This is a genomic window from Syntrophobacterales bacterium (assembly GCA_019429105.1).
Lineage (GTDB): Bacteria > Desulfobacterota > Syntrophia > Syntrophales > UBA5619 > DYTH01.
Genome location: JAHYJE010000014.1, coordinates 1 through 19,863 on the forward strand (window position 1 = coordinate 1; position 19,863 = coordinate 19,863).

The window sequence follows — 19,863 nt, forward strand, 5'->3', positions numbered from 1 at the left end:
ATAGCGCAAGCACGGTTCTGAGAGGGGTCAGCGACAACTGATGTATGGTTGAGATGATGTGGCACCGCCGGGAAACCAGGCGGAAACGGAGAACACAAACATCAGCCTACAGCGTCGGGAGAAGCTGCTCTACTCGACTTAACAATGCTACTCTGACGCCAATTCTCCATAAGTGAAATGATTATGAACATTAAACTCCGTTTTATGAACATTAAACTTCGTTTTCAGCACCTGTGGAACGATGATGAAGCCAAAACCGGAGATATTCTCCCGCGGGCGCTGTTGCGGATGCTCTCGTTTCCCTACGGCGGCGCCGTCTGGCTCAGGAACACCCTCTACGATCGGCACATCAGTCGTCAAAAACGACTGCCCTGCCCGGTTATCAGCGTCGGCAATCTTACCGTCGGGGGAACGGGCAAGACGCCGGCGGTAATTTGGATCGCTGATTTGCTGAAACAACACGGTTATCGCCCTGCCGTGCTGAGCCGCGGCTATGGGGGCAAATCCGGAAGCCCGGTCAATGTTGTCTCCGACGGAAAAACAGTTCTGATGGGGTGGAAGGAGGCCGGGGATGAGCCGGTGTTGATGGCAAATTCCCTGCCGGGGATTCCGGTTCTTACCGGGGCTGAGCGATTTCTCACAGGCAGTGCGGCAGTGGAGAAATTCGGCGCCGATATCCTGCTTCTCGACGACGCCTTTCAGCACCGGCAGCTCTTTCGTGATCTCGACCTCGTCCTTCTCGATAGTGCCCGTCCCTTCGGAAACGGCTTTCTCCTGCCCCGGGGGCCTCTGCGCGAAGAGCCCCACGCTCTCCTCCGCGCGGATATGCTGCTCAGAACAGGCGTTGCCGAAAAGGGCGAACCGCTGCCCGTGGATCTCGAACATCCGTCATTCCGGGGAATACACAAACCGACGGGGATCGTCTCTGGTAAGAAGGGAAATATCGATCCTCCCGAGACGCTGCGGGGACAAAAAATCATGGCCTTCTCCGGAATCGGCTCTCCGGAAGCCTTCCGGCGGGGCCTTGCCGCTCTGGGCGCGGCTGTGGTTTCGTACCGCGATTTTCCCGATCACCATCCGTACAGTGACTCGGATATTGCAGCGCTTCGGCGTCTCGCCGCCCAAAGCGGGGCATCCCTGCTTGTCACCACCGAAAAGGACGGGGTCAGGCTTGCCGATTTTCCCGCTTTTCTGGCAGAAATTTCGCTTCTGCGGATCTCGATGGAAATTACCCCCCTCCTGCCGTTTACCGAGCTGCTTTTCTCCCGGTTCCCCCCCCGGTAGTCCCTGGTCCCCAGCCCCCTCACCAACCATCCGGGCTGATTCGGCCGGTTCATTGGAAAAAATGATTTTCGAAATTCAGAATATACAAGTCGGAAGATCAGTGATATACGCGAAAGCAAGCACACCTCCTGGTGAGCTTTGGCGTTAGATCCAAAAAATAAAGGAGGAACATCATGGATATCCAGACAATGACAACATTCTTTATGTGGTGCACTATCATAAATGGGGGCATCTTCATTTTGTGGACAGTGTTTTTCATGTTTGCCCCTGATTTCCTGTATCGCCTGCAAAACAAACTGTTCCCCATTCCCCGGGAAACCTACAACGTGGTCATGTACTCGTTTCTCGGGTTGTTCAAGATCGTTTTTTTGGTCTTCAATGTCGTGCCCTATGTGGCTCTGCTGATTGTCGGATAAAAAATGAGCATCCAGCAAAGACTGGGACTAACCGGTTCAAACAAGTGTGTATGGCAAGCCGCTCAGCCGTACCGTTATGTCACATCAAAAATGGGAGGAAGGGATGACGGATGGGTGTTCTCATTGCTCTTTAGCTGAGCGTACAGGGCATTTACGGCAGGGCCGAAAGCTTGAATACTTTACCCTCGGCTGGAATGTGGTAGAGGCTGGCGTCGCGATCGGCGCTGGATGATATGCCGGCAGTATCGCCTTGGTAGGCTTCGGTGTTGATTCTCTTATTGAAAGTCTTTCCGCCTCGGTTCTCCTCTGGAGACTATTCTCTCCCGCTCATGACGAGAGCCGCGAGAAGCTTGCCCTCAAGCTTGTGGGTGTCAGCTTCCTTATCCTTTCGGCATACGTCGCCTTTGAGGCCATCAAGTCCCTTCTCGGCCATGAGCCGCCGCAAACCAGCCTTGTCGGTATCGGGTTAGCTGTCGTCTCGCTCATCGTCCTGCCCCTTCTCGCTCGCGCCAAACGCCGGTCGGCCGCGAACCTGGAAAGCCGGGCCATGAAGGCAGATTCCCGTCAGACTGATCTTTGTGCCTATCTTTCGGCCATCCTTCTGGGCGGGCTTGCGCTCAATGCACTATTAGGCTGATGGTGGGCTGACCCCGTAGCCGCGCTGATCATGGCGCCGATCATCGCCAGAGGGGGTTTTGAAGGCTTGCATGGTGAGGTTTGTGACGACTGCCATTGAGAGACGGCCAAGAAAAAATGGTATAAATATAGAAAATCCTGAAAACATGTAGAATGCAGCGCCCTTCATTAGCCTTGCCTTCTGCCGGCTATTGTGTCACATTCGACAAGCAGGGGATGGAGAACGAAAACAACCCCGGAAGGCTCAAATGAAACTGACATTTGAATGGGATGAAGTTAAGGCAAGCGCAAACTTCAAAAAGCACAGCGTGTTCTTTGAAGCAGGAAAGACGATCTTTAATGATCCTTTCCTGCTTACGTTTCCGGGGATTGACAATTCGAGACCTTTGCACAACTCCCTTATTCGTCATTCAGGTGAAAACCGGAATCAGTGAAGTCCTTGATAATACTGGATACCGGCCTTCGCCGGCATGACATAATTGCTGGTTTTATGTAGTTGTGCAAAGCTCTCAATCCGGAAACAGAAAAGCGTTATATCAGCATCGGTCTGTCCTATCGAGGCTGGTTTCTGGTTCTAATTCATACGGAGAGACAAGGCCGAATACGCATTATTAGTTGCCGTAAAGCAACGGCACGCGAAAGGAGAAGTTATGAAGAAGGTTGAAACCAGGAAACCGACAACGATAGACGAAATGAGACCGGAATACGACTTCTCCACGATGAAAGGAGGAGTGCGGGGCAAATACTGTCAAGCCTGCCGGGAGGGCCATAAGGTCGTCGTACACAAAAAAGACGGCGCCGAATCGGTTCAATACTTCAAGATCGAAGACGGCGCAGTTATGTTGGAACCGGACGTAATGCAGTACTTCCCAACCACTGAATCGGTCAATAAGGCCCTCCGCTCGCTGATCGAGATTATTCCGACAAAGAGGTCTGCATCCGCTCTGCGAAAATAATAATAGTGAGCAGATTGCAATAAGGAAATTCACCAATAAAAATGACAAAGGCATGATTGACGCAGTTATTTCAACGGAAACTTATCCATAATGAGGAAGTGACTGGCAAACTTGGGCTAAGGATCGTTTTTGACCGTTTTAGCCAGTCGGCGCTCTCTGTGCCACGGATTCAGGGATAATTCCTGAAAGTAAAAAGGGCATAATATCAAAAGGGCATAATATCATTTGAAACACACACACAAATAATGTACGATAAAACCATAAAATACGCGTGGAATCCTGAAAAAAAAGAATGGTTAAAGGTAGAAAGGAATGTATTTTTCGAACAAGCAGTAATTAATCTTTCGCGGGATGATATATGGGAAATAACTGATCATCCCGACCAGGTAAGCTGCCCAGGACAAAAGCTTCACTTTATTATTGGGGTAGGTGGAAAGGAGAAAAGGAAATGGGAGTTGCTTTATCTGTAGAGAAAATGTCGATTGAAGAGAAAATCCAAGCTATGGAAGCTCTTTGGGATGATTTATCTGAGAAAGCAGAAAGTCGATTGTCAGCGCCTTGGCACAAGGAAGTTTTGAATTATAGGGAAAAAGGAATTATTAGTGGAGAGGATGTTTTTATTGATTGGAATAATGCCAAGAAAAAAATAGAAAAATCAATATCATGAAAATCAGAATCCTTTCATCTGCAAGCCAGGATTTAGTTGATGGCTATCAATTTTATGAAAAACAATCGGAAGGCCTTGGTGCATATTTTTTGGATTCCCTTTATTCAGATATTGATTCATTGACAATTCATGGTGGGATTCATCCCATATATTTTGATAAGTACAACCGTGCATTATCAAAACGCTTTCCTTTTGCTATTTATTATCGCGTAGAAAATAATACAGCACTTGTATATGCGATCCTTGATTGTCGACGGAATCCAGCATGGATAAGAAAGAGAATTAACTAAATATATTGATGTTTTCGCCAATATAAAAAATGAAATTACGTATTTGAATATTCAGGAGCAGTGGCAAACCATGGCACCAGAGAAGAGAAGAGAAGAGAAGAGTGTTCCATTCCCTGCAATTTATGCGGTTCCACAGCTGTTGAAACACTCTCTCTGAAAGACCGAAATGGTGATTATTTAAGAAACTGGAGTTGTCTCAGAGCCTTAATAAATTTGAAAATAATTACTCGAAAATAACGGATTTGCTTAATACTCATACAAATTTTAGGCACTTCACAAGTTTTGTGCCATACAGTAAAGTAGTTGCCAATGCTCGGGCTGCCATTAGTGAGCAGATTGCAATAAGGAAATTCACCAATAAGAATGATAAAGACATGATTGACACAGTTATTTCAAAGGAAACTAATCCATAATGAGGAAGTGACTGGCAAACAAAGTCGCTTCAGCGAACACTATAAGGCATAAATGGTGAACAAGAATCAACTTGCCGGCATCCTGCTGGCCTTTTTTCAGGCAATTCCTGTATCGTTGCGCAGGAGGCTGTTTATAGGGCTTGCGAAGCTGTTCTACCACCTCGTTCCCCGTCAGCGGATGATCGCCTTGCACAACCTCCGGTGCGCCTTCCCGGAAAAAACGAATGGGGAAATACTGACGATTGCCCGCGGCGTCTATCGCACAATGGGCATCGTGGCAGCGGAATTCTTTGATATCCCGAAGCTTACCAGCGAAAATGTTCGGGAAATTGTCGAGACGGAGGGGCTTTCGAACTGCGAACAGGCGCTTGCCAAGGGGCGCGGCGTCCTGCTGTTCAGCGCCCATTTCGGCAACTGGGAGCTGGAGGCTGCAGCGATCGCCCTGCTTATCAAGCCGGCGGTCGTCATCTACCGCCCCCTCGACAGTCCGCTTCTCGACAGGCTCGTCTTCCGGGTGCGCTCGGCGTCCGGCAACAAACCAATACCAAAGGAAAACGCGATGCTGTCGATGCTCCGCACGCTGCGGAAAAACGGGATGCTCGGAATCCTGATCGACCAGAACACGGACTGGTACGAGGGCGTGTTCGTCGATTACTTCGGCAGACCCGCCTGCACGACGAACGGCCTCGCTCTTCTGACCCTGCACAGCGGCGCCCCGGTGCTGCCTGCTTACCTGATCAGGTTGCCGGATGGGCGTTATCGTCTCGTTATCGAACCGGAGATCGAGATTATCGACACCGGGGAGCGCGACGCGGATGTAATCGCCAACACGCAGCGCTTCACGAAGGTTATTGAGGATACGGTGCGGAAATATCCCGAGCAGTGGCTCTGGATTCATCAGCGCTGGAAGACTCAGCTCTGCCAGGTTCCGCTGGAAAGCAGGTGAAGTTATAACGGAAATTATAGATGGAAGCCCCTGACAAAAATATGCCCCTGAAGGTCCGGGGCGATAAAAAACTGCCGGAAGGCGGGATCGAACGACTGCTGATCCGGGGGACGAACTGGATCGGGGATGTGGTGATGACCCTTCCTGCGCTTGCGGCGATCCGCGCCAGGTGGCCGCAGGCACGAATAGCGGTTCTTGCGAAGCCCTGGGTGGCCGAGGTTTACCGGCTTTCGAACCAGATCGACGAGGTCATCATTTTCGAGGAGCCGGGGCGACATGCGGGGGCGCTCGGGAAGCTGCGCCTGGCCAAAGAACTGCGGGGAAAAGGTTTCGACTGCGCCATCCTGCTGCAAAACGCGATCGAAGCGGCGCTTCTCGCGAAGCTGGCGGCGATTCCCCGGCGCGCCGGTTATAACTCCGACGGCCGGGGTTTCCTGCTTACCCACTCCGTCCGTCGGACCGCGGCAGTCCGCCGGGTGCGCCAGAGCGAGTACTATCTCGAGATGGTCCGGGCGCTCGGTTGCCGCCCGGTAGAACGGGAACCCCGGCTCCAGACGGGAGAGGATTACGCCGTTCTTGCGGAATCACTATTTTCCCGCTTCGGTATCGCCGAAAGTGGCAAACTGATTGGTATTTCCCCGGGCGCCGCTTATGGCCCCGCCAAAAGGTGGTTTCCCGACCGGTTTGCCGCCGTCGCCGATTCCCTGAACGAGGAATTTAAGGCGCAGGCAATTGTCTTCGGAAGCAAGGCGGACCAGCCGAGCGCCGCGGAAGTTCAGAAGAGCGCTCACCACCAACTGATCGACGTTGCGGGAAAGACAAATCTCCAGGAGGCGATCGCCCTCATTGCCCGCTGCGACATCTTTCTCTCCAATGATTCCGGATTGATGCACGTTGCCGGGGCGCTTGGAATCCCGACAGTGGCGATCTTCGGCTCGACCAATCCCGCGACGACGTCGCCGGCCGGCGCAAAGAGCGTTGTCATTCACCACGATGTTCCTTGCAGCCCCTGCCTGAAGCCGGTCTGCCCGACCGATTTTGGGTGCATGAAGCTGATAACAATCGCTGAAGTTCTTGAAACGGCGAGGAAACTCCTTCAGGGAAACCCCGCGTCCCGACCAGCCGGACGCGACAAGGCGTGTTTCCCCAATTTTACGAACCCAACGGAGCCGGGATGACGCAAAAAAAGGGAAAAACACAGGCTGCGGTGTTTCTCGATCGCGACGGGACGATCAACGAAGAGGTCGGCTATCTGGACCGGCCGGAGAAGCTTTGTCTGATCCCCGGCGCGGCCTGGGCGATCCGTTTGATCAATGAAAGCGGCCTGAAGGCGATAGTTGTCACGAACCAGTCGGGGGTTGCCCGCGGTTTATTTGACGAGGCGACCGTCTTGGAGATTCACCAGAAATTGCAGAAGAACCTGAAAGAGCAGGGGGCCTGGATTGACCGCTTCTACTACTGTCCGCATCACCCGACGGACGGACTGGGGGATTATCTGCAGGATTGCCCCTGCCGGAAGCCGGCGCCGGGGATGCTGCTCCGTGCGGCAGAGGAGCTGGCCCTTTCCCTGAATGATTCCTATATCATCGGCGACACGCTGAGGGATATCGAGGCGGGCGGGCGGGCCGGCGTTCCGGGGGTGCTGGTGCAGACAGGCTACGGCGCGGAATCCGCCGCGGCGCTCGCCGGTTTCGACCGGGAAAAAGCCGGGGTGTGCCATCCGGTGTATGTAGCGAAAACCCTTGAGGAGGCGGTCCGGTGGATAATCGCCGACCGGGGTGGGCAGAAACTGTGAACATCCTGATTGTCAAGTTGAGTGCGATCGGCGACGTCATCCACACGCTGCCCTCGCTGGCTGCGTTGCGCTGCTTATGGCCGGAGGCCGACATCACCTGGGTGGTCGAGGAGGCGGCAGCCGATCTGCTCCAGGACCACCCCGCGCTGAACCGGGTGATCGTCTCGGGCCGGAAGCGCTGGCTCCGGGAATTGCGCCAGGGAATGATCGTCCAGCCGTTTGGGGAAATGCGTGCATTTCTTGCAGAACTGCGCTCGCGCCAATACGATCTGGTGGTAGATTTTCACGGCCTGTTCAAAAGCGCCGTGATCGTTTTTTTGAGCGGCGGCAAACGAAAGCTGGGATATGCAAGCCTCCAGGAGGGAAGCGGGCTTTTCTACAACGAAAAGATAACGGAAGCGATGGAAAAACACGCCGTCGAGCGCTATCTCGATTTTGTCCACTACATTGCCCGCGGGGATGAGAAAACCTGCCTTTCCGGAACCCCGGAATTCGGGATCGCCATCGGCGAAAACGAAAAAAGGAAAGTAAGTGAGTTGCTCGCTAAAAAGATTTTCGGAGTTCCCCCCCTCCCGCCGGGGAACTCCGAAAACAGAATGCCAGCCTTGCCGCAAACAGTGGGAACCAATGATGAAAACGCTGCTTTACAACATGCGGATCGGCCTTTTATCGCCGTAAGTCCGGTTGCCTTCTGGGAAACGAAGCTCTGGGAAGACGAAAAGTTTGCACTTCTGGGCGACCGGCTCTGGCAGGAGCTGGGAATTACCGTCGTTCTGACCGGGGGAGACGCAAAACCACTGGAAAAAATTATGAAACTTATGAAAACAAAGGCGCTGAACCTCGGCGGCCAAACCTCCCTCCGGGAGCTCGCGGCGCTCTACAAAAGGGCAAAAATCGTGGTGACAACCGACTCCGGGCCGATGCACCTGGCCGCCGCGGTTGGAACGCCGACGGTTGCCCTCTTCGGCCCGACCGATCCCGTCCGCACGGGTCCCTATGGCCCGGGTCATCGCGTTATCCGCACCGGGATCAACTGCAGCCCCTGCTTTAGGAAGAAATGCCCTCAGCCCCGCTGCATGACGGAGATTTCAGTCGAAGAGGTTTTTAACGCTGTGCGCAGGATACTGGGGGAAACAGGAACTTTGCCGACAGCGAGTAATTAACACTTCGTAATCTACAGGCAATTCCCCTGCTGCAAGGATGGTAGAGGCAGGATTTATTGGGTGATTAATACAAATAATTTGGGGAGGGAAAAATGGGAATAAGGAAGGAATTGCTGGACATTCTGGCATGCCCCCGGTGCAAGGGGCCGCTGAAGCCGGCGAAGGGGGAAGACGGCCTCATCTGCGAAAAATGCCGGCTGCTCTATGAGATAAAAGACGATATCCCGATCATGCTGAGCGAAAAGGCCAGGTCGCTGCCGGAGCCGTAATTGAAACATTGCCTGCCGGAAAAAATAATTATCCGCTGTTTTTCTTTCCCGTTGACAAATGCCGGCAACGAATGCTACCCCCGCACATCGGGAAAAAGTTTAATTAAAGTGGGTTGTTGAAATGATGCGACTGTTTTTTGTTTACGATCAGTCCTGCCGCCGCACGGCAGCAGGGCCGGGTCGCGACTGATGGAAATTCTCCTCAGTTTGACGCAGGAGATGGCGGTCTTTGTAGTTATTGCCTACATCTACTCCAAATCCCCGCTTTTCAAATCGCTGACGACCGCGCCTATCCGCGGACGCGACAGAATCTACCTCTATTTAGTTTTTTCCGCCCTGTCGGTTATGGGCACCTATCTGGGGGTCCCCGTCCAGGACGCCATCGCCAATACGCGGGCGATCGGTCCGGTATTGGCGGGCCTCCTCGGGGGACCAGTTCTGGGACTGGCCGTCGGGTTTACAGGCGGACTCCACCGATTTTTACTGGGGGGTTTCACCGCGTTTTCCTGTGGCCTTTCCACAACAATCGAGGGGGGAATCGGGGGGATCGTGCATCTCTATCTCTACCGGAAGAACCATTCCGGCCAGACATTGAATCCGAAGATAGCCTTTATGACGGCGTTCGGCGCGGAGATAACGCAGATGATCATCATTCTGCTCGTTTCCCGTCCCTACGCCAATGCAGTCGCCCTGGTGCAGGTGATTGCGCTCCCGATGATCTTGTCGAATGCAATCGGCGCCGCCCTGTTTGTAAATATCCTCCGCGACCAGAGGAATATGCTTGACCGGATTGCCGCCTCCTCTTACGAAAAGGCCTTTAAAATTGCGGAACGGTCGTTGAATATTCTTGCGGGGGGCATAAACGACGCTTCGTCCGTAGAGCTGGCGAGGATCATCCACGAAGAGACGGGCGTCGGGTCGGTTGCCATAACCGACCGGGAGAAGGTCATTGCCTTTACCGGCCATGGTTCCGATCATCACCGGCCCGGCGACCCCATTGCCACGCATTTTACGAAAAAGGCCATCAATGAGAACAAGGTCGTTTTTGCAGACGGTGTAACGCAGAGGTACCGCTGTTCGCTTTCCGGGGAGTGTCCCCTGCACTCCGTCCTGGTCGTTCCCCTCCATATCGATAATGATGTCATCGGTACGATCCAGCTCTTTGAGACCAAAGACAAAAAATTCCTCAATATGAACAAGACGCTTGGCGAGGGGATTACCCGCCTCCTGTCGAATCAGCTTTTGCTGGCCCGTTATGAGCTGCAGAAACGCCTGCTGGTGCAGTCGGAACTCAAGCTCCTGCAGGCGCAGGTAAACCCGCATTTTCTGTTCAATGCGCTCAACACCATCATCGCCATTCTCAGGATCGATTCGTCGCGCTGCAAGGAGCTGCTGATCCATCTCTCCAATTTTTTCCGGAAAAATCTGAAGCGCGCAAGCGATCTGTCAACCCTTGAGGAGGAGCTCGACCAGGTAAATTCCTATCTGCAGATCGAAAAAGCCCGCTTTGACGACCGGCTGACCATCGAGATCGACATTGACCCTGCGCTGCTGCAGGTAATCCTTCCCACTTTCACCCTCCAGCCCCTTGTCGAAAACGCCTTCAAACATGGCATTTCCAACACAATCGGACAGGGAATAGCCAGAATCAGGGCCTTTCGCAGGAACGGCCGGGCGATCATCGAAATAGAGGATAATGCCGGCATTTTTCCCGAACAGAAAACGGGCGACGGCTACGGGATAAAGATTGTTGACAAGCGGCTTAAGTGTCAGTTTGGCGACGATGCGGGGGTTAGCATCTCATGCGAACCTGATAAATTCACTCGGGCGACGGTTATGTTGCCGCTGGAGACGAAAACATCATGATGCGCGCCCTGATCGTTGATGACGAAATCTATTCCCGCGAGGAGTTGGAGTCGCTGCTGGGCGAAACAGGGGAGTTTATTGTCGTGGGGAAGTGCGCCAATGCGCCGGAAGCGATCAGGGCCATCAATCGGGAAAAACCCGATGTTTTGTTCCTGGATGTGCAGATGCCGGTCATAGATGGGTTTGAACTGCTGGGTATGATCGATGAGTCGCTGATGCCGGCCGTTGTCTTCGTAACCGCCCATGATGCGTATGCCCTTAAGGCCTTTGAGGAAAACGCCCTCGATTACCTGCTTAAACCGATCGAAAAGGGGAGACTTGCAAAAACCGTCGAAAAACTCAAAAAACGCCTCGGCGCCGGGATCAAACCGGTATTTGCGCTGCCGAATATCGAAAAAATTCCCTGCCTCCATTCCTCCCGAATCAAGTTGATCAAACTGGCCGATGTCGAGCAGGTCAGATCCGGCGAGGCAGGGGTTTATGTGATCTGCGGTCAGGGAGATTTCTATACGGATATTACCCTTCAGGTTCTTGAGGATAAAACGGAACTTGTCCGGTGCCACAAGCAGTTCCTGATCAACATCGATCAGGTGGACGAAATCGCCCTTCGTGAGAACGGCGGGGCGGAAATCAGGACAAAATCCGGTCGGTTTGTCCCGGTGAGCCGGAGATACCTGAAACTCCTGCGGGAGAAGCTGCTCTTTTAGCTGTTTACCGCTCACTACCGGGTTTCGACCTTTAAATGCTGCAGTTGGCCGCTTGACAAGTTATTTGTTGCGAATTATTTACCATTGTTGATACGGGTAAAATCAGTTAAATTTGCGTATCATTCAGGCATAAATATTTCTTGACAGAGAATTGGCAAGGTTTATAAGGGAAGCATGCAGTTTTGCCTCTAAAGGATTGGTTGGGGGCGTAAGACAGGCGATTGCGGGGGTGGTCGCCTTTTTTCTCCCGTTCAGTATAAAAATATTTCATAATTTCAGGACAGGAAAATTCATCAAGTGCCCGGGGTAAGTGCGGTTCCCGGTGGTGTTGCGTGTGGTTTGAATTGTTCTTCAAGCGGACGGTTTTTTTCCATAACACTAAGGAGGGGTTTATTATGAAGAAGAAAGAACTGAACAAAGAAGCAAAGGCGACTGGCGTATCACGACGTAATTTTCTGACCACAGCGGCCGCGGTTACTGCCGGCGCGGCAACCCTGGGTTTCCCGTCTATACTGAAGGCGCAGGGGCCAATCAATATGCGGTGGCAGAGCACCTGGCCCACCAAGGACATCTTTCACGAGTATGCCCTTGATTATGCAAAGAAGGTAAACGACATGACCGGCGGGGATCTGAAGATCGAAGTTCTGCCCGCTGGTTCCGTTGTTCCTGCCTTTAACCTGCTGGATGCGGTCTCCAAGGGAACGCTTGACGGCGGTCATGGCGTGATGGTTTATCATTATGGAAAACAGAACGCCTTGGCGCTCTGGGGATCAGGCCCCGCTTTCGGCATGGATGCAAACATGCTCCTTGCCTGGAACAAGTACGGCGGCGGCAAGGAACTGGCGGCCAAACTCTACGCTTCACTGGGCGCGAATGTCGTCTCCTTCCCCTACGGCCCGATGGCGACCCAGCCGCTCGGCTGGTTCAAAAAACCGATCACCAAGCTTACCGATTTCAAGGGAATGAAGTTCCGCACCGTCGGCATTTCCATTGACGTTTTTAACGGTCTGGGCGCGGCGGTCAATGCGCTCCCCGGTGGCGAGATTGTTCCGGCCCTGGATCGCGGCCTGCTGGATGGGGCGGAGTTCAACAACGCCTCTTCCGACCGTCTCCTCGGTTTCCCCGATGTTTCGAAGGTTTGCATGCTCCAGAGCTACCATCAGAACGCCGAGAGTTTCGAGATTCTCTTCAACAAGACCAAGTTCGACGCCCTGCCCGACAAGATGAAGGCGATCATCGAAAACGCCGTCGAGGCGGCTTCGGCAGATATGTGGTGGAAGTCATGCGATCGTTACTCACAGGATTACCTTGAGTTGCAGACCAAGGACAAGGTAAAGTTCTACAAAACCCCCGACTCGATCCTGAGGACGGAGCTTACCTCCTATGATGCGGCGGCGGCGAAGAAGGCGGCCGGAAATCAGATGTTCAAGGATATAGAGGCGTCGCAGAAGAAATTCGCCGCACGCGTGGTGAAGTGGGATATGGACACCAATGTCAATCGGCGCATGGCATATAACCACTATTTCGGCAAAAAGGCTGCTGCTCCCAAGGCGGCAACGAAGAAGTAACCAGTTTTTACTGACAACGGCCGGCCGTCCGGGAGTGATCCGGATAGCCGGCTTTTGATAAAGGTGTGACTATGCAGAAAATTTTGCTTACCGTTGACAAAATCAGCACCTTTGTCGGGAAAATCTTCGCCTGGCTCATTGTGTCGCTCACGGTGCTTATCACCTGGGAGGTGTTCTCCCGCTATGCCCTTGACCAACCGCACGATTGGGCTTTCGACGGGATGATCCAGATGTACGGGATGCTTTTCATGATGGCGGGCGCCTACACCCTCGCGAAGAACGGCCACGTCCGGGGCGATGTCCTCTACGGCTTCTTCCCGCCGCGCGTACAGGCCGGTCTCGATCTTACGCTCTATTTTTTCTTTTTCCTGCCCGGGGTGGTCGCCCTCTGCTGGGCCGGCTACAACTATGCCGGAGAATCCTGGCGAATCCTGGAGCACTCGGGGATGACCGCCGATGGCCCGCCCGTTTACCAATTCAAGACGGTCATCCCGGTTGCCGGCGCCTTTCTGCTTTTGCAGGGCATTGTGGAAATGGTCCGCTGTGCCCTCTGCCTGAAGACCGGCGCCTGGCCGTCGCGGCAGGAGGATGTCGAGGAGGTCAATGTCGAAGAGCTGAAAGAACAGTTGCATGTCAAGGACGAGGATATTGCCAAGTTGGATGAGTTCGTGACGGCGAAGAAAGGGAGCGGTAAATGAAAAAAGGAGCATGGTTTGGAATCTCTCTGATTGCCCTCGTTTTGATCGCCCTTTTCGTTCTGATGCCGCCTGTCGGACAGATAACGAACGGTCATCTGGGGCTTTTGATGCTGGCCTTGATCGTTGTGGCAATTATGCTCGGGTTCCCGACGGCGTTCACCCTGATGGGGCTCGGGACGATGTTTGCCTGGTTTGCCTACCGCAGCGTAGATCCAAATTTGGCGGTCCAGCAGACTCTTGATTTGATGGTGCAGCGGGCCTACTGGGTGATGAGCAACGACGTTTTGATCTCGGTTCCCCTTTTCGTTTTCATGGGCTATCTGGTCGAGCGGGCCAGCCTGATCCAGGATCTCTTCAAGAGCCTGCATCTGGCGACCACGCGCATTCCCGGATCGCTTGCCGTTGCCACTGTTGTTACCTGCGCGATTTTTGCCACCGCCTCGGGGATCATCGGCGCGGTGGTGACGCTGATGGGACTGCTCGCCTTTCCGGTAATGCTCAAGTCCGGATACAACGTCCGGCTTGCGGCAGGCGCCATCACCGCCGGCGGTACGCTCGGCATTCTGATCCCGCCGTCTGTACTGCTGATCCTCTACGGCGCCACCGCCGGCGTTTCGGTAATGCAGCTCTATGCCGGGGCCTTCTTCCCCGGTCTGATGCTGGCCACGCTTTATATCTCCTACATCATCATTTACTCGATGATCAATCCCGAAGTTGCGCCGCCGCTTTCCGAAGAGGAACGATATGTGCCCCTTCCCCTGTTTGCCGAGAAGATCGTCAAGGGGGGGGGTAATAATGTTGTGACGGGATTGATCGGCGCGATCATGGGCAAGCGCAACGCCGATGTGCCCCTGAAAACGCTGTTTAGCCACCTCCTGATCGCGTTTCTGCCGGTGCTGGCGTCAGCGTTGATCATGGGGTCCGTCTATCTTATGGTAACAAAACCGGATGTGGTGGACACCTCCGGTTTGCAGGAAATGGGGTCTGTTGACACAACGGATATTGCCGCACCGCAAGAGGGCGGCCTGCAGGAACCGGAAGATGTCGGCGGCCTTCAGGAACCCCCTGCCGAAGCTGGTTTTCAGGAACCTCCCGCCGAATCAGGACTGGCGGAACCGGTTGCACAGGAAGCGGCGCCGGAGAGCGCCGAGGCTGCCGCCGCGCCGGCTGCATCTGCCCCGGATGCGGCGCCGGTTCCCGAGGCTGCCGCCTCACGTCTGCCCGCTCCGCTGGGCTTCTGGCTGACACTGGGACTTTGCGTGGTTTCGCTTGCAGTTTTCTATGCAATATTCACGTTTGTTCGTCTCGAGATATTCAAGATGATGCTTACCTCGTTTTTCCCTTTGTCCATCCTGATTGTCGGGGTGCTCGGCTCCATCATTGCCGGGCTTGCGACTCCGACCGAGGCGGCGGCGATGGGCTCCTCCGGCGCCCTGATTATGGCGATTGCCTATGGGCGGTTCAACGTGAAAATCTTCAAAGAGGCGGTCTTCCTCACGGCGAAGACCTCGGCGATGGTCTGCTGGCTGTTTGTCGGTTCGGGGATCTTTGCCGGGGCGTTCGCGCTCCTCGGCGGGCAGGAGATCATCAATACCTGGGTGCAGTCGCTTAACATGTCGCCCGTGCAGTTCATGTTGCTTGCGCAGGTCATTATTTTTCTGCTGGGCTGGCCGCTGGAATGGACCGAGATCATCATCATCTTCCTGCCGATTTTCCTGCCGCTGTTGACGCATTTTAACGTCGATCCGCTGTTCTTTGGTATCCTGGTTGCGCTGAACCTCCAGACGGCGTTCCTCTCACCGCCGGTGGCGATGGCCGCGTTCTATTTGAAGGGCGTCTCGCCGCCGCATGTGACGCTCAACCAGATATTTCTCGGGATGCTGCCTTTCATGGCGATTCAGGTCTTCGCGATCTTTTTGCTGTACATGTTTCCGGCGATCGGGCTGTGGCTGCCGTCTTTGCTGTACGGGCATTAACGGATCAGACAAGCATTGGGAAGAGTTAATAATAAAGCGAAAGAGGGTTGCCCTCTTTCGCTTTTTATTTCTTACAGTAGAGGTAATTACAAAACTCTCACATTCTGTCATTCCCGCAATGATTTTAAGCGGGAAAACGAAGTTTAATGTTCATAATCTGGTTCTAACTGCTTGAAAAACCGTATTCCCGATAGAAGCATTGTGTACATTAAGCTCCGCTTTCGGGAATGACAAATAGTTTTGCAATTGGCTCAGTATTGTCCGTTAATTCTATTCATACCTGATCTCTTAAAATGGCGAAGACCGTTAAAGGCGGTTGGGCAGGCCCATAGTCTATTCATCGGAAATATATTGCATTTCCGGGGGAACATCGTTATTATCCGCCAATCTTCATCTTGATGATTTGTTAATGATCAGCAGACGGTTTCTTCCGGAAAAGGGCAGCGCAGAAACGCGAGGTCGCTTGTCCGCCTCTGCCGCAGCGCAATCAAAGGAGAAAAGGTATGGGAGATTTGCACAAAATCTTCAATCCGCGGTCAATTGCCGTAATCGGCGCGACCGATGAGGCAGGCTCGTTCGGGCGGGCTATTCTGGAAAACGTTCTTGCTCCCTCCAACCGCGTCATTTATCCGGTCAACCCGCATCGCGAAACGGTGCTCGATCAAACCTGCTGGCCGGATATTGGCTCTGTGCCCAAAGAGGTTGATCTGGCAATAGTCGCAACCCCGGCGCCAACCGTTCCGGACGTGGTGGATGCCTGCGGGCGGGCCGGCGTCGGTGGGCTGATCATCATTTCAGCCGGTTTTCGGGAAACGGGAGAGGCGGGGGCTTGCCTCGAGGAGGAGATAATCCGCATCAACCAGACCTATAAAATGAGGATTGTGGGTCCCAATTGTCTGGGAATCATCAGGCCGGCGGAGAATCTCAATGCCACCTTCCTCAAGGGGAATACGGAAAGCGGCGGCATCGCGTTTATCTCGGATGCGGGGAGCTTCGGCAGAACCCTATTCGACTGGGGGCTCAGTTCTCATATAGGCTTCAGCGCGGTTGTTTCCCTTGGTTCGGCGATCGATGTAACATTCTGGGACGTTATCGATTTTCTCTTTGAAGATCAGCACACGAAGAGCATTATTCTCTACATGGAGGATATTCGGGGCGATGTTAAGCGTTTTGTCAGCGCCGCGCGCTGCTTTGCCCGCGTCAAACCGATTATTCTGCTTAAACCTCCGGGCTTGAAGGAAGGAAACTGTCAGGGAGCGACCCACACCGGAATGATGGCCGGCCATGAAGATGTTCTGAACGCCCTCTTCCGCCGCATTGGCGTAGTAAGAGTACGCGAGGCGCACGATCTCTTTAACGCGGCAAGCATCCTTTCTTCCGGGAATCGTCCCCGGGGACCGCGTCTGGCAATCCTGACAAACGCCGTGGGCATCGGCTTTATCGCTGCCAGACAGCTCCTTGCTGATGGCGGAAAACTGGCAGAACTGTCCGAAACAACAATCCAGACTCTCGATGGCGTTCTTCCGTCCTGGTGGAACAGGGGCAATCCCGTTCATCTGCTCCGCGACGCGGATGTTTCCCGCTATGTGGCGGCAGTGGAGGTTGTCATCAAGGATCCGGAGGTGGACGGGCTTTTGACGATATATACGCCTCAGGATTTTACCAACTCGGAAGAGCTGGCGGAGGCGCTGGTCCTGCTTTGCGCAAAAACGGACAAGCCGCTGCTTGCGGCCTGGATGGGTGGAAACGATGTTCAGCGCGGGCGCGAGCTGATGCGAGAAAAGGGGATTCCCTCATACGAGTCGGCGGAGGCCGCCGTTCGCGCTTATATCTATATGAATCAGTACGAGCGTAATCTGCAGATCCTGCATGAAACGCCGGCGGAACTCCCCCTCGATGAGACGCCGCCGAAAAATCATCTCAAGGCGATTATCAGGCGCTCCGGGCGGGGAGATTCGTTGATTCTGGCGGAGGATGAATCGCAAAAGTTTCTCCGCAACTACGGTATTCCTGTGATTGCCACACGAACAGCGGGAACCATCGATGCGGCCATCGACGCAGCCCGGGAAATAGGATATCCGGTGGTGCTCAAAGTTGCCTCGCCCGATATTGTCTTCAGACAGGATGTCGGGGGGGTGGTAACGGCGATCGACAGCGAAACAACACTCCGCAGCGCCTTTCAGCGAATCATGGACGGGGTAAGCCATTTTGCCCCCGAGGCGCTGGTGCGCGGGGTGGTCGTTCAGAAAATGCTGGAACATATAGATTACGAACTTATTATCGGGGCAAGAAAGGACGGTCATTTTGGCGCCGTCATCCTCTTCGGACACGGCGGCACCGGGGTCGAGATGTTGCGGGATTTTTCCGTCGGCCTGCCGCCCTTGAACCAGATGCTCGCCCGGTTGCTGATGGAGGAGACGGGCGTTTACCGCATGCTTCAGGGCTTCCGGGGAAAGCAGCCAGCCGATTTACGCCAGATCGAGCAGATACTGGTCGGTTTTTCCCGAATGATCGTCGATTTTCCCGAAATACTGGAAATGGATATAAACCCGCTGGCCGTATGCCAGGGAAAGGCCGTCGTGCTGGACGCCCGGATCCTGGTGGATCGGGAGGCGTTGGCGGCAAAAGCTCCGCCCTATAGCCACCTGGTCATTGCCCCTTATCCGACAAGACATGTAACCCCCTGGCGGCTGAAGGACGGCACGGAGTTGATCCTCCGCCCCATCCGCCCTGAGGATGAGCCTCTTGAATTCGAGATGCTTTCTACCTGCTCGCAGGAAACCATCCGTTCCCGCTATTATCAGAACATCAAAAACATCAGCCATGCGATGCTGGTCCGTTCCTGTCATATAGACTACGGTCGGGACATGACGATCGTCGCTGAGCTGCGCGCCGACAAAAAAAGGCGGCTTGTCGGCATCGGCAGCCTGACCGTTGATGTCAATGGCGGCAATGCGGGAGAATTTGCGATTATTGTGCACGACGATTTTCAGAAGCGGGGGCTTGCCTCCAAGCTCCTCGATGTGCTCATCGGCATCGCCGAGGAGAAGGGGCTGAAGGAATTCTATGGATTTCTGGAGCCGACGAATGGCCGGATGACTTATCTGTGCGAAAAGCTCGGAATGACCCGCAGCCGTTCTGCCGACGAACTGGTCCGGGTCTCTCTGCCCTTGGACGGGTAAGGGCCGCCTCCGGCCGATCTATATCGAAAGCAGTTCTGCCATGTTGTCATAAAAGACAGCGGCTTTCTGCCTGGCGCTAAACCCCGCCGCGCTGGTCAATTCATTTATCCGGGCGATCTCGGCCTCGTGCTCAAACCACGGCCAGTCCGTGCCAAAAACGATATGTCCGGGGCCGAAGCGTTTGAGCAGGGCGACAAACTGCTCCTGTGTCAGGGTGTGGGCCGCATTGGACGTATCGAGCAGCAGATTGTCAGAAGGGGGCAGCTCCGTCCACAACTGCTCGAAAGGGGCGCTCAAGCCGCCCATGTGAGCGCCGATGAAGACCGTGTGCGGATAACGCCGGGCCAGTTCCGCGATCTGAGAGGGTCTTGTCGTACAGGTCTGATCCGTGCCAAAGTAGCTATGGGCGTGATAAAATGTGTCCAGCACGACGAACAGGGACTTTGCGCCGCTGCGGTTATGGAGGTCGATCAGGTCGAACAGGGCCAAAGCCGGCGGGCCGTCCAGCACAAAACCCTGGGAAAAAGAGCACAGTTTGATTCCCCGGATTCCCTCTTGGCAGAGGCGGTCAATTTCCTTCTGATTATGGGGATGAGCGGGGTGCAGGGTGCCTGCTGTGTGCAAAAAATCCGTCTTCCCTGCCTTTTCGATGAAAATCGTGTTGATCCGTTCCACATCCGCGGCCGCAGCCGTGGGCAGAATCAGCCCGGCGGCAACGCCGGAGGATTTCATGGAAGCGGCCAGCGTCGCGATATCCAGGCGGGCATGCGCGCCTGCGGCCTGCAGATTCAACAGGCCGACCAAATCCTGGCGGTGCGAGACATTGTCAATTATTTTTGCATTGAAAAGGTGAAGGTGGCTGTCAAAAACCATCATGGGCTTCGCTCTCCCCGATTTGTAATATTATGCTTTGCTGCAACATTGCCTGACGTCCCCTGAAAAATGGGGAAAGCAGTCAGGCGCCGTAATTTTGTTTGACAAAACAAAGTATTTCAGGCGAGGGAGTATAGGCAGGACGGACTTGCCTGTCA

The 19,863-nt window shown here is 54.1% G+C and carries 20 protein-coding genes; 19 read left to right on the plus strand and 1 reads right to left on the minus strand.

The window, feature by feature from the left end; all coding sequences use genetic code 11:
• Window positions 1-183: 183 nt before the first annotated feature.
• The 19 genes from lpxK to K0B01_06470 all read left to right on the plus strand — a co-directional run bounded on the left by lpxK (window position 184) and on the right by K0B01_06470 (window position 18,832).
• Complete coding sequence (gene lpxK, locus K0B01_06380; protein MBW6485760.1) at window positions 184-1,284, plus strand: tetraacyldisaccharide 4'-kinase; 1,101 nt, start codon at window positions 184-186, stop codon at window positions 1,282-1,284.
• A gap of 173 nt (window positions 1,285-1,457) precedes the next feature.
• A complete protein-coding gene (locus tag K0B01_06385) occupies window positions 1,458-1,700 on the plus strand; it encodes a hypothetical protein (protein MBW6485761.1) in 243 nt (80 codons plus the stop codon).
• A gap of 250 nt (window positions 1,701-1,950) precedes the next feature.
• On the plus strand, window positions 1,951-2,337 hold the full coding sequence (locus tag K0B01_06390) for a cation transporter (protein MBW6485762.1): 387 nt from the start codon (window positions 1,951-1,953) through the stop codon (window positions 2,335-2,337).
• A gap of 247 nt (window positions 2,338-2,584) precedes the next feature.
• Complete coding sequence (locus K0B01_06395; protein ID MBW6485763.1) at window positions 2,585-2,770, plus strand: BrnT family toxin; 186 nt, start codon at window positions 2,585-2,587, stop codon at window positions 2,768-2,770.
• A 62-nt stretch (window positions 2,771-2,832) separates the two neighbouring features.
• Window positions 2,833-3,000: a BrnT family toxin gene (locus tag K0B01_06400; GenBank protein MBW6485764.1), complete on the plus strand. Its 168-nt coding sequence runs from the start codon at window positions 2,833-2,835 to the stop codon at window positions 2,998-3,000.
• Window positions 2,987-3,292, plus strand: coding sequence for a hypothetical protein (locus tag K0B01_06405; GenBank protein MBW6485765.1), 306 nt, complete (start codon window positions 2,987-2,989; stop codon window positions 3,290-3,292). Before K0B01_06400 ends, K0B01_06405 begins: the two co-directional genes overlap by 14 nt.
• 448 nt (window positions 3,293-3,740) lie before the next feature.
• Window positions 3,741-3,959, plus strand: coding sequence for an addiction module protein (locus tag K0B01_06410; GenBank protein MBW6485766.1), 219 nt, complete (start codon window positions 3,741-3,743; stop codon window positions 3,957-3,959).
• On the plus strand, window positions 3,956-4,249 hold the full coding sequence (locus K0B01_06415; protein MBW6485767.1) for a hypothetical protein: 294 nt from the start codon (window positions 3,956-3,958) through the stop codon (window positions 4,247-4,249). Before K0B01_06410 ends, K0B01_06415 begins: the two co-directional genes overlap by 4 nt.
• A 465-nt stretch (window positions 4,250-4,714) precedes the next feature.
• The gene (locus K0B01_06420; GenBank protein ID MBW6485768.1) at window positions 4,715-5,608 is read left to right on the plus strand and encodes a lysophospholipid acyltransferase family protein; all 894 of its coding nucleotides are present in this window, start codon (window positions 4,715-4,717) and stop codon (window positions 5,606-5,608) included.
• 20 nt (window positions 5,609-5,628) lie between these two features.
• Window positions 5,629-6,786, plus strand: coding sequence for a lipopolysaccharide heptosyltransferase II (gene waaF, locus K0B01_06425; protein MBW6485769.1), 1,158 nt, complete (start codon window positions 5,629-5,631; stop codon window positions 6,784-6,786).
• The gene (locus K0B01_06430; GenBank protein MBW6485770.1) at window positions 6,783-7,403 is read left to right on the plus strand and encodes an HAD family hydrolase; all 621 of its coding nucleotides are present in this window, start codon (window positions 6,783-6,785) and stop codon (window positions 7,401-7,403) included. The genes waaF and K0B01_06430 overlap by 4 nt, the downstream gene beginning before the upstream one ends.
• Complete coding sequence (locus tag K0B01_06435) at window positions 7,367-8,566, plus strand: glycosyltransferase family 9 protein (protein ID MBW6485771.1); 1,200 nt, start codon at window positions 7,367-7,369, stop codon at window positions 8,564-8,566. The genes K0B01_06430 and K0B01_06435 overlap by 37 nt, the downstream gene beginning before the upstream one ends.
• A 92-nt stretch (window positions 8,567-8,658) precedes the next feature.
• The gene (locus tag K0B01_06440; protein MBW6485772.1) at window positions 8,659-8,835 is read left to right on the plus strand and encodes a Trm112 family protein; all 177 of its coding nucleotides are present in this window, start codon (window positions 8,659-8,661) and stop codon (window positions 8,833-8,835) included.
• 189 nt (window positions 8,836-9,024) lie between these two features.
• A complete protein-coding gene (locus tag K0B01_06445) occupies window positions 9,025-10,701 on the plus strand; it encodes a sensor histidine kinase (GenBank protein MBW6485773.1) in 1,677 nt (558 codons plus the stop codon).
• Window positions 10,698-11,408 (plus strand): two-component system response regulator BtsR, encoded by a 711-nt coding sequence (gene btsR / locus K0B01_06450; GenBank protein ID MBW6485774.1) that lies wholly within the window; start codon window positions 10,698-10,700, stop codon window positions 11,406-11,408. The genes K0B01_06445 and btsR overlap by 4 nt, the downstream gene beginning before the upstream one ends.
• A gap of 395 nt (window positions 11,409-11,803) precedes the next feature.
• Entirely contained in the window at window positions 11,804-12,976 is a 1,173-nt protein-coding gene (locus tag K0B01_06455) for a twin-arginine translocation signal domain-containing protein (protein MBW6485775.1), read from the plus strand.
• A 71-nt stretch (window positions 12,977-13,047) separates the two neighbouring features.
• Entirely contained in the window at window positions 13,048-13,674 is a 627-nt protein-coding gene (locus K0B01_06460) for a TRAP transporter small permease subunit (protein MBW6485776.1), read from the plus strand.
• Window positions 13,671-15,650 carry a TRAP transporter large permease subunit gene (locus K0B01_06465; GenBank protein ID MBW6485777.1) on the plus strand — a complete coding sequence of 660 codons (1,980 nt, stop codon included), beginning with the start codon at window positions 13,671-13,673 and terminating at the stop codon, window positions 15,648-15,650. Before K0B01_06460 ends, K0B01_06465 begins: the two co-directional genes overlap by 4 nt.
• Window positions 15,651-16,153: 503 nt before the next feature.
• Window positions 16,154-18,832, plus strand: a complete 2,679-nt coding sequence (locus tag K0B01_06470; GenBank protein MBW6485778.1) for a GNAT family N-acetyltransferase — start codon at window positions 16,154-16,156, stop codon at window positions 18,830-18,832.
• Window positions 18,833-18,850: 18 nt separating this feature from the next.
• Here K0B01_06470 and K0B01_06475 read toward each other — a convergent pair whose 3' ends face one another.
• A complete protein-coding gene (locus K0B01_06475; protein MBW6485779.1) occupies window positions 18,851-19,708 on the minus strand; it encodes an amidohydrolase family protein in 858 nt (285 codons plus the stop codon).
• Between the last annotated feature and the right edge of the window lie 155 nt (window positions 19,709-19,863).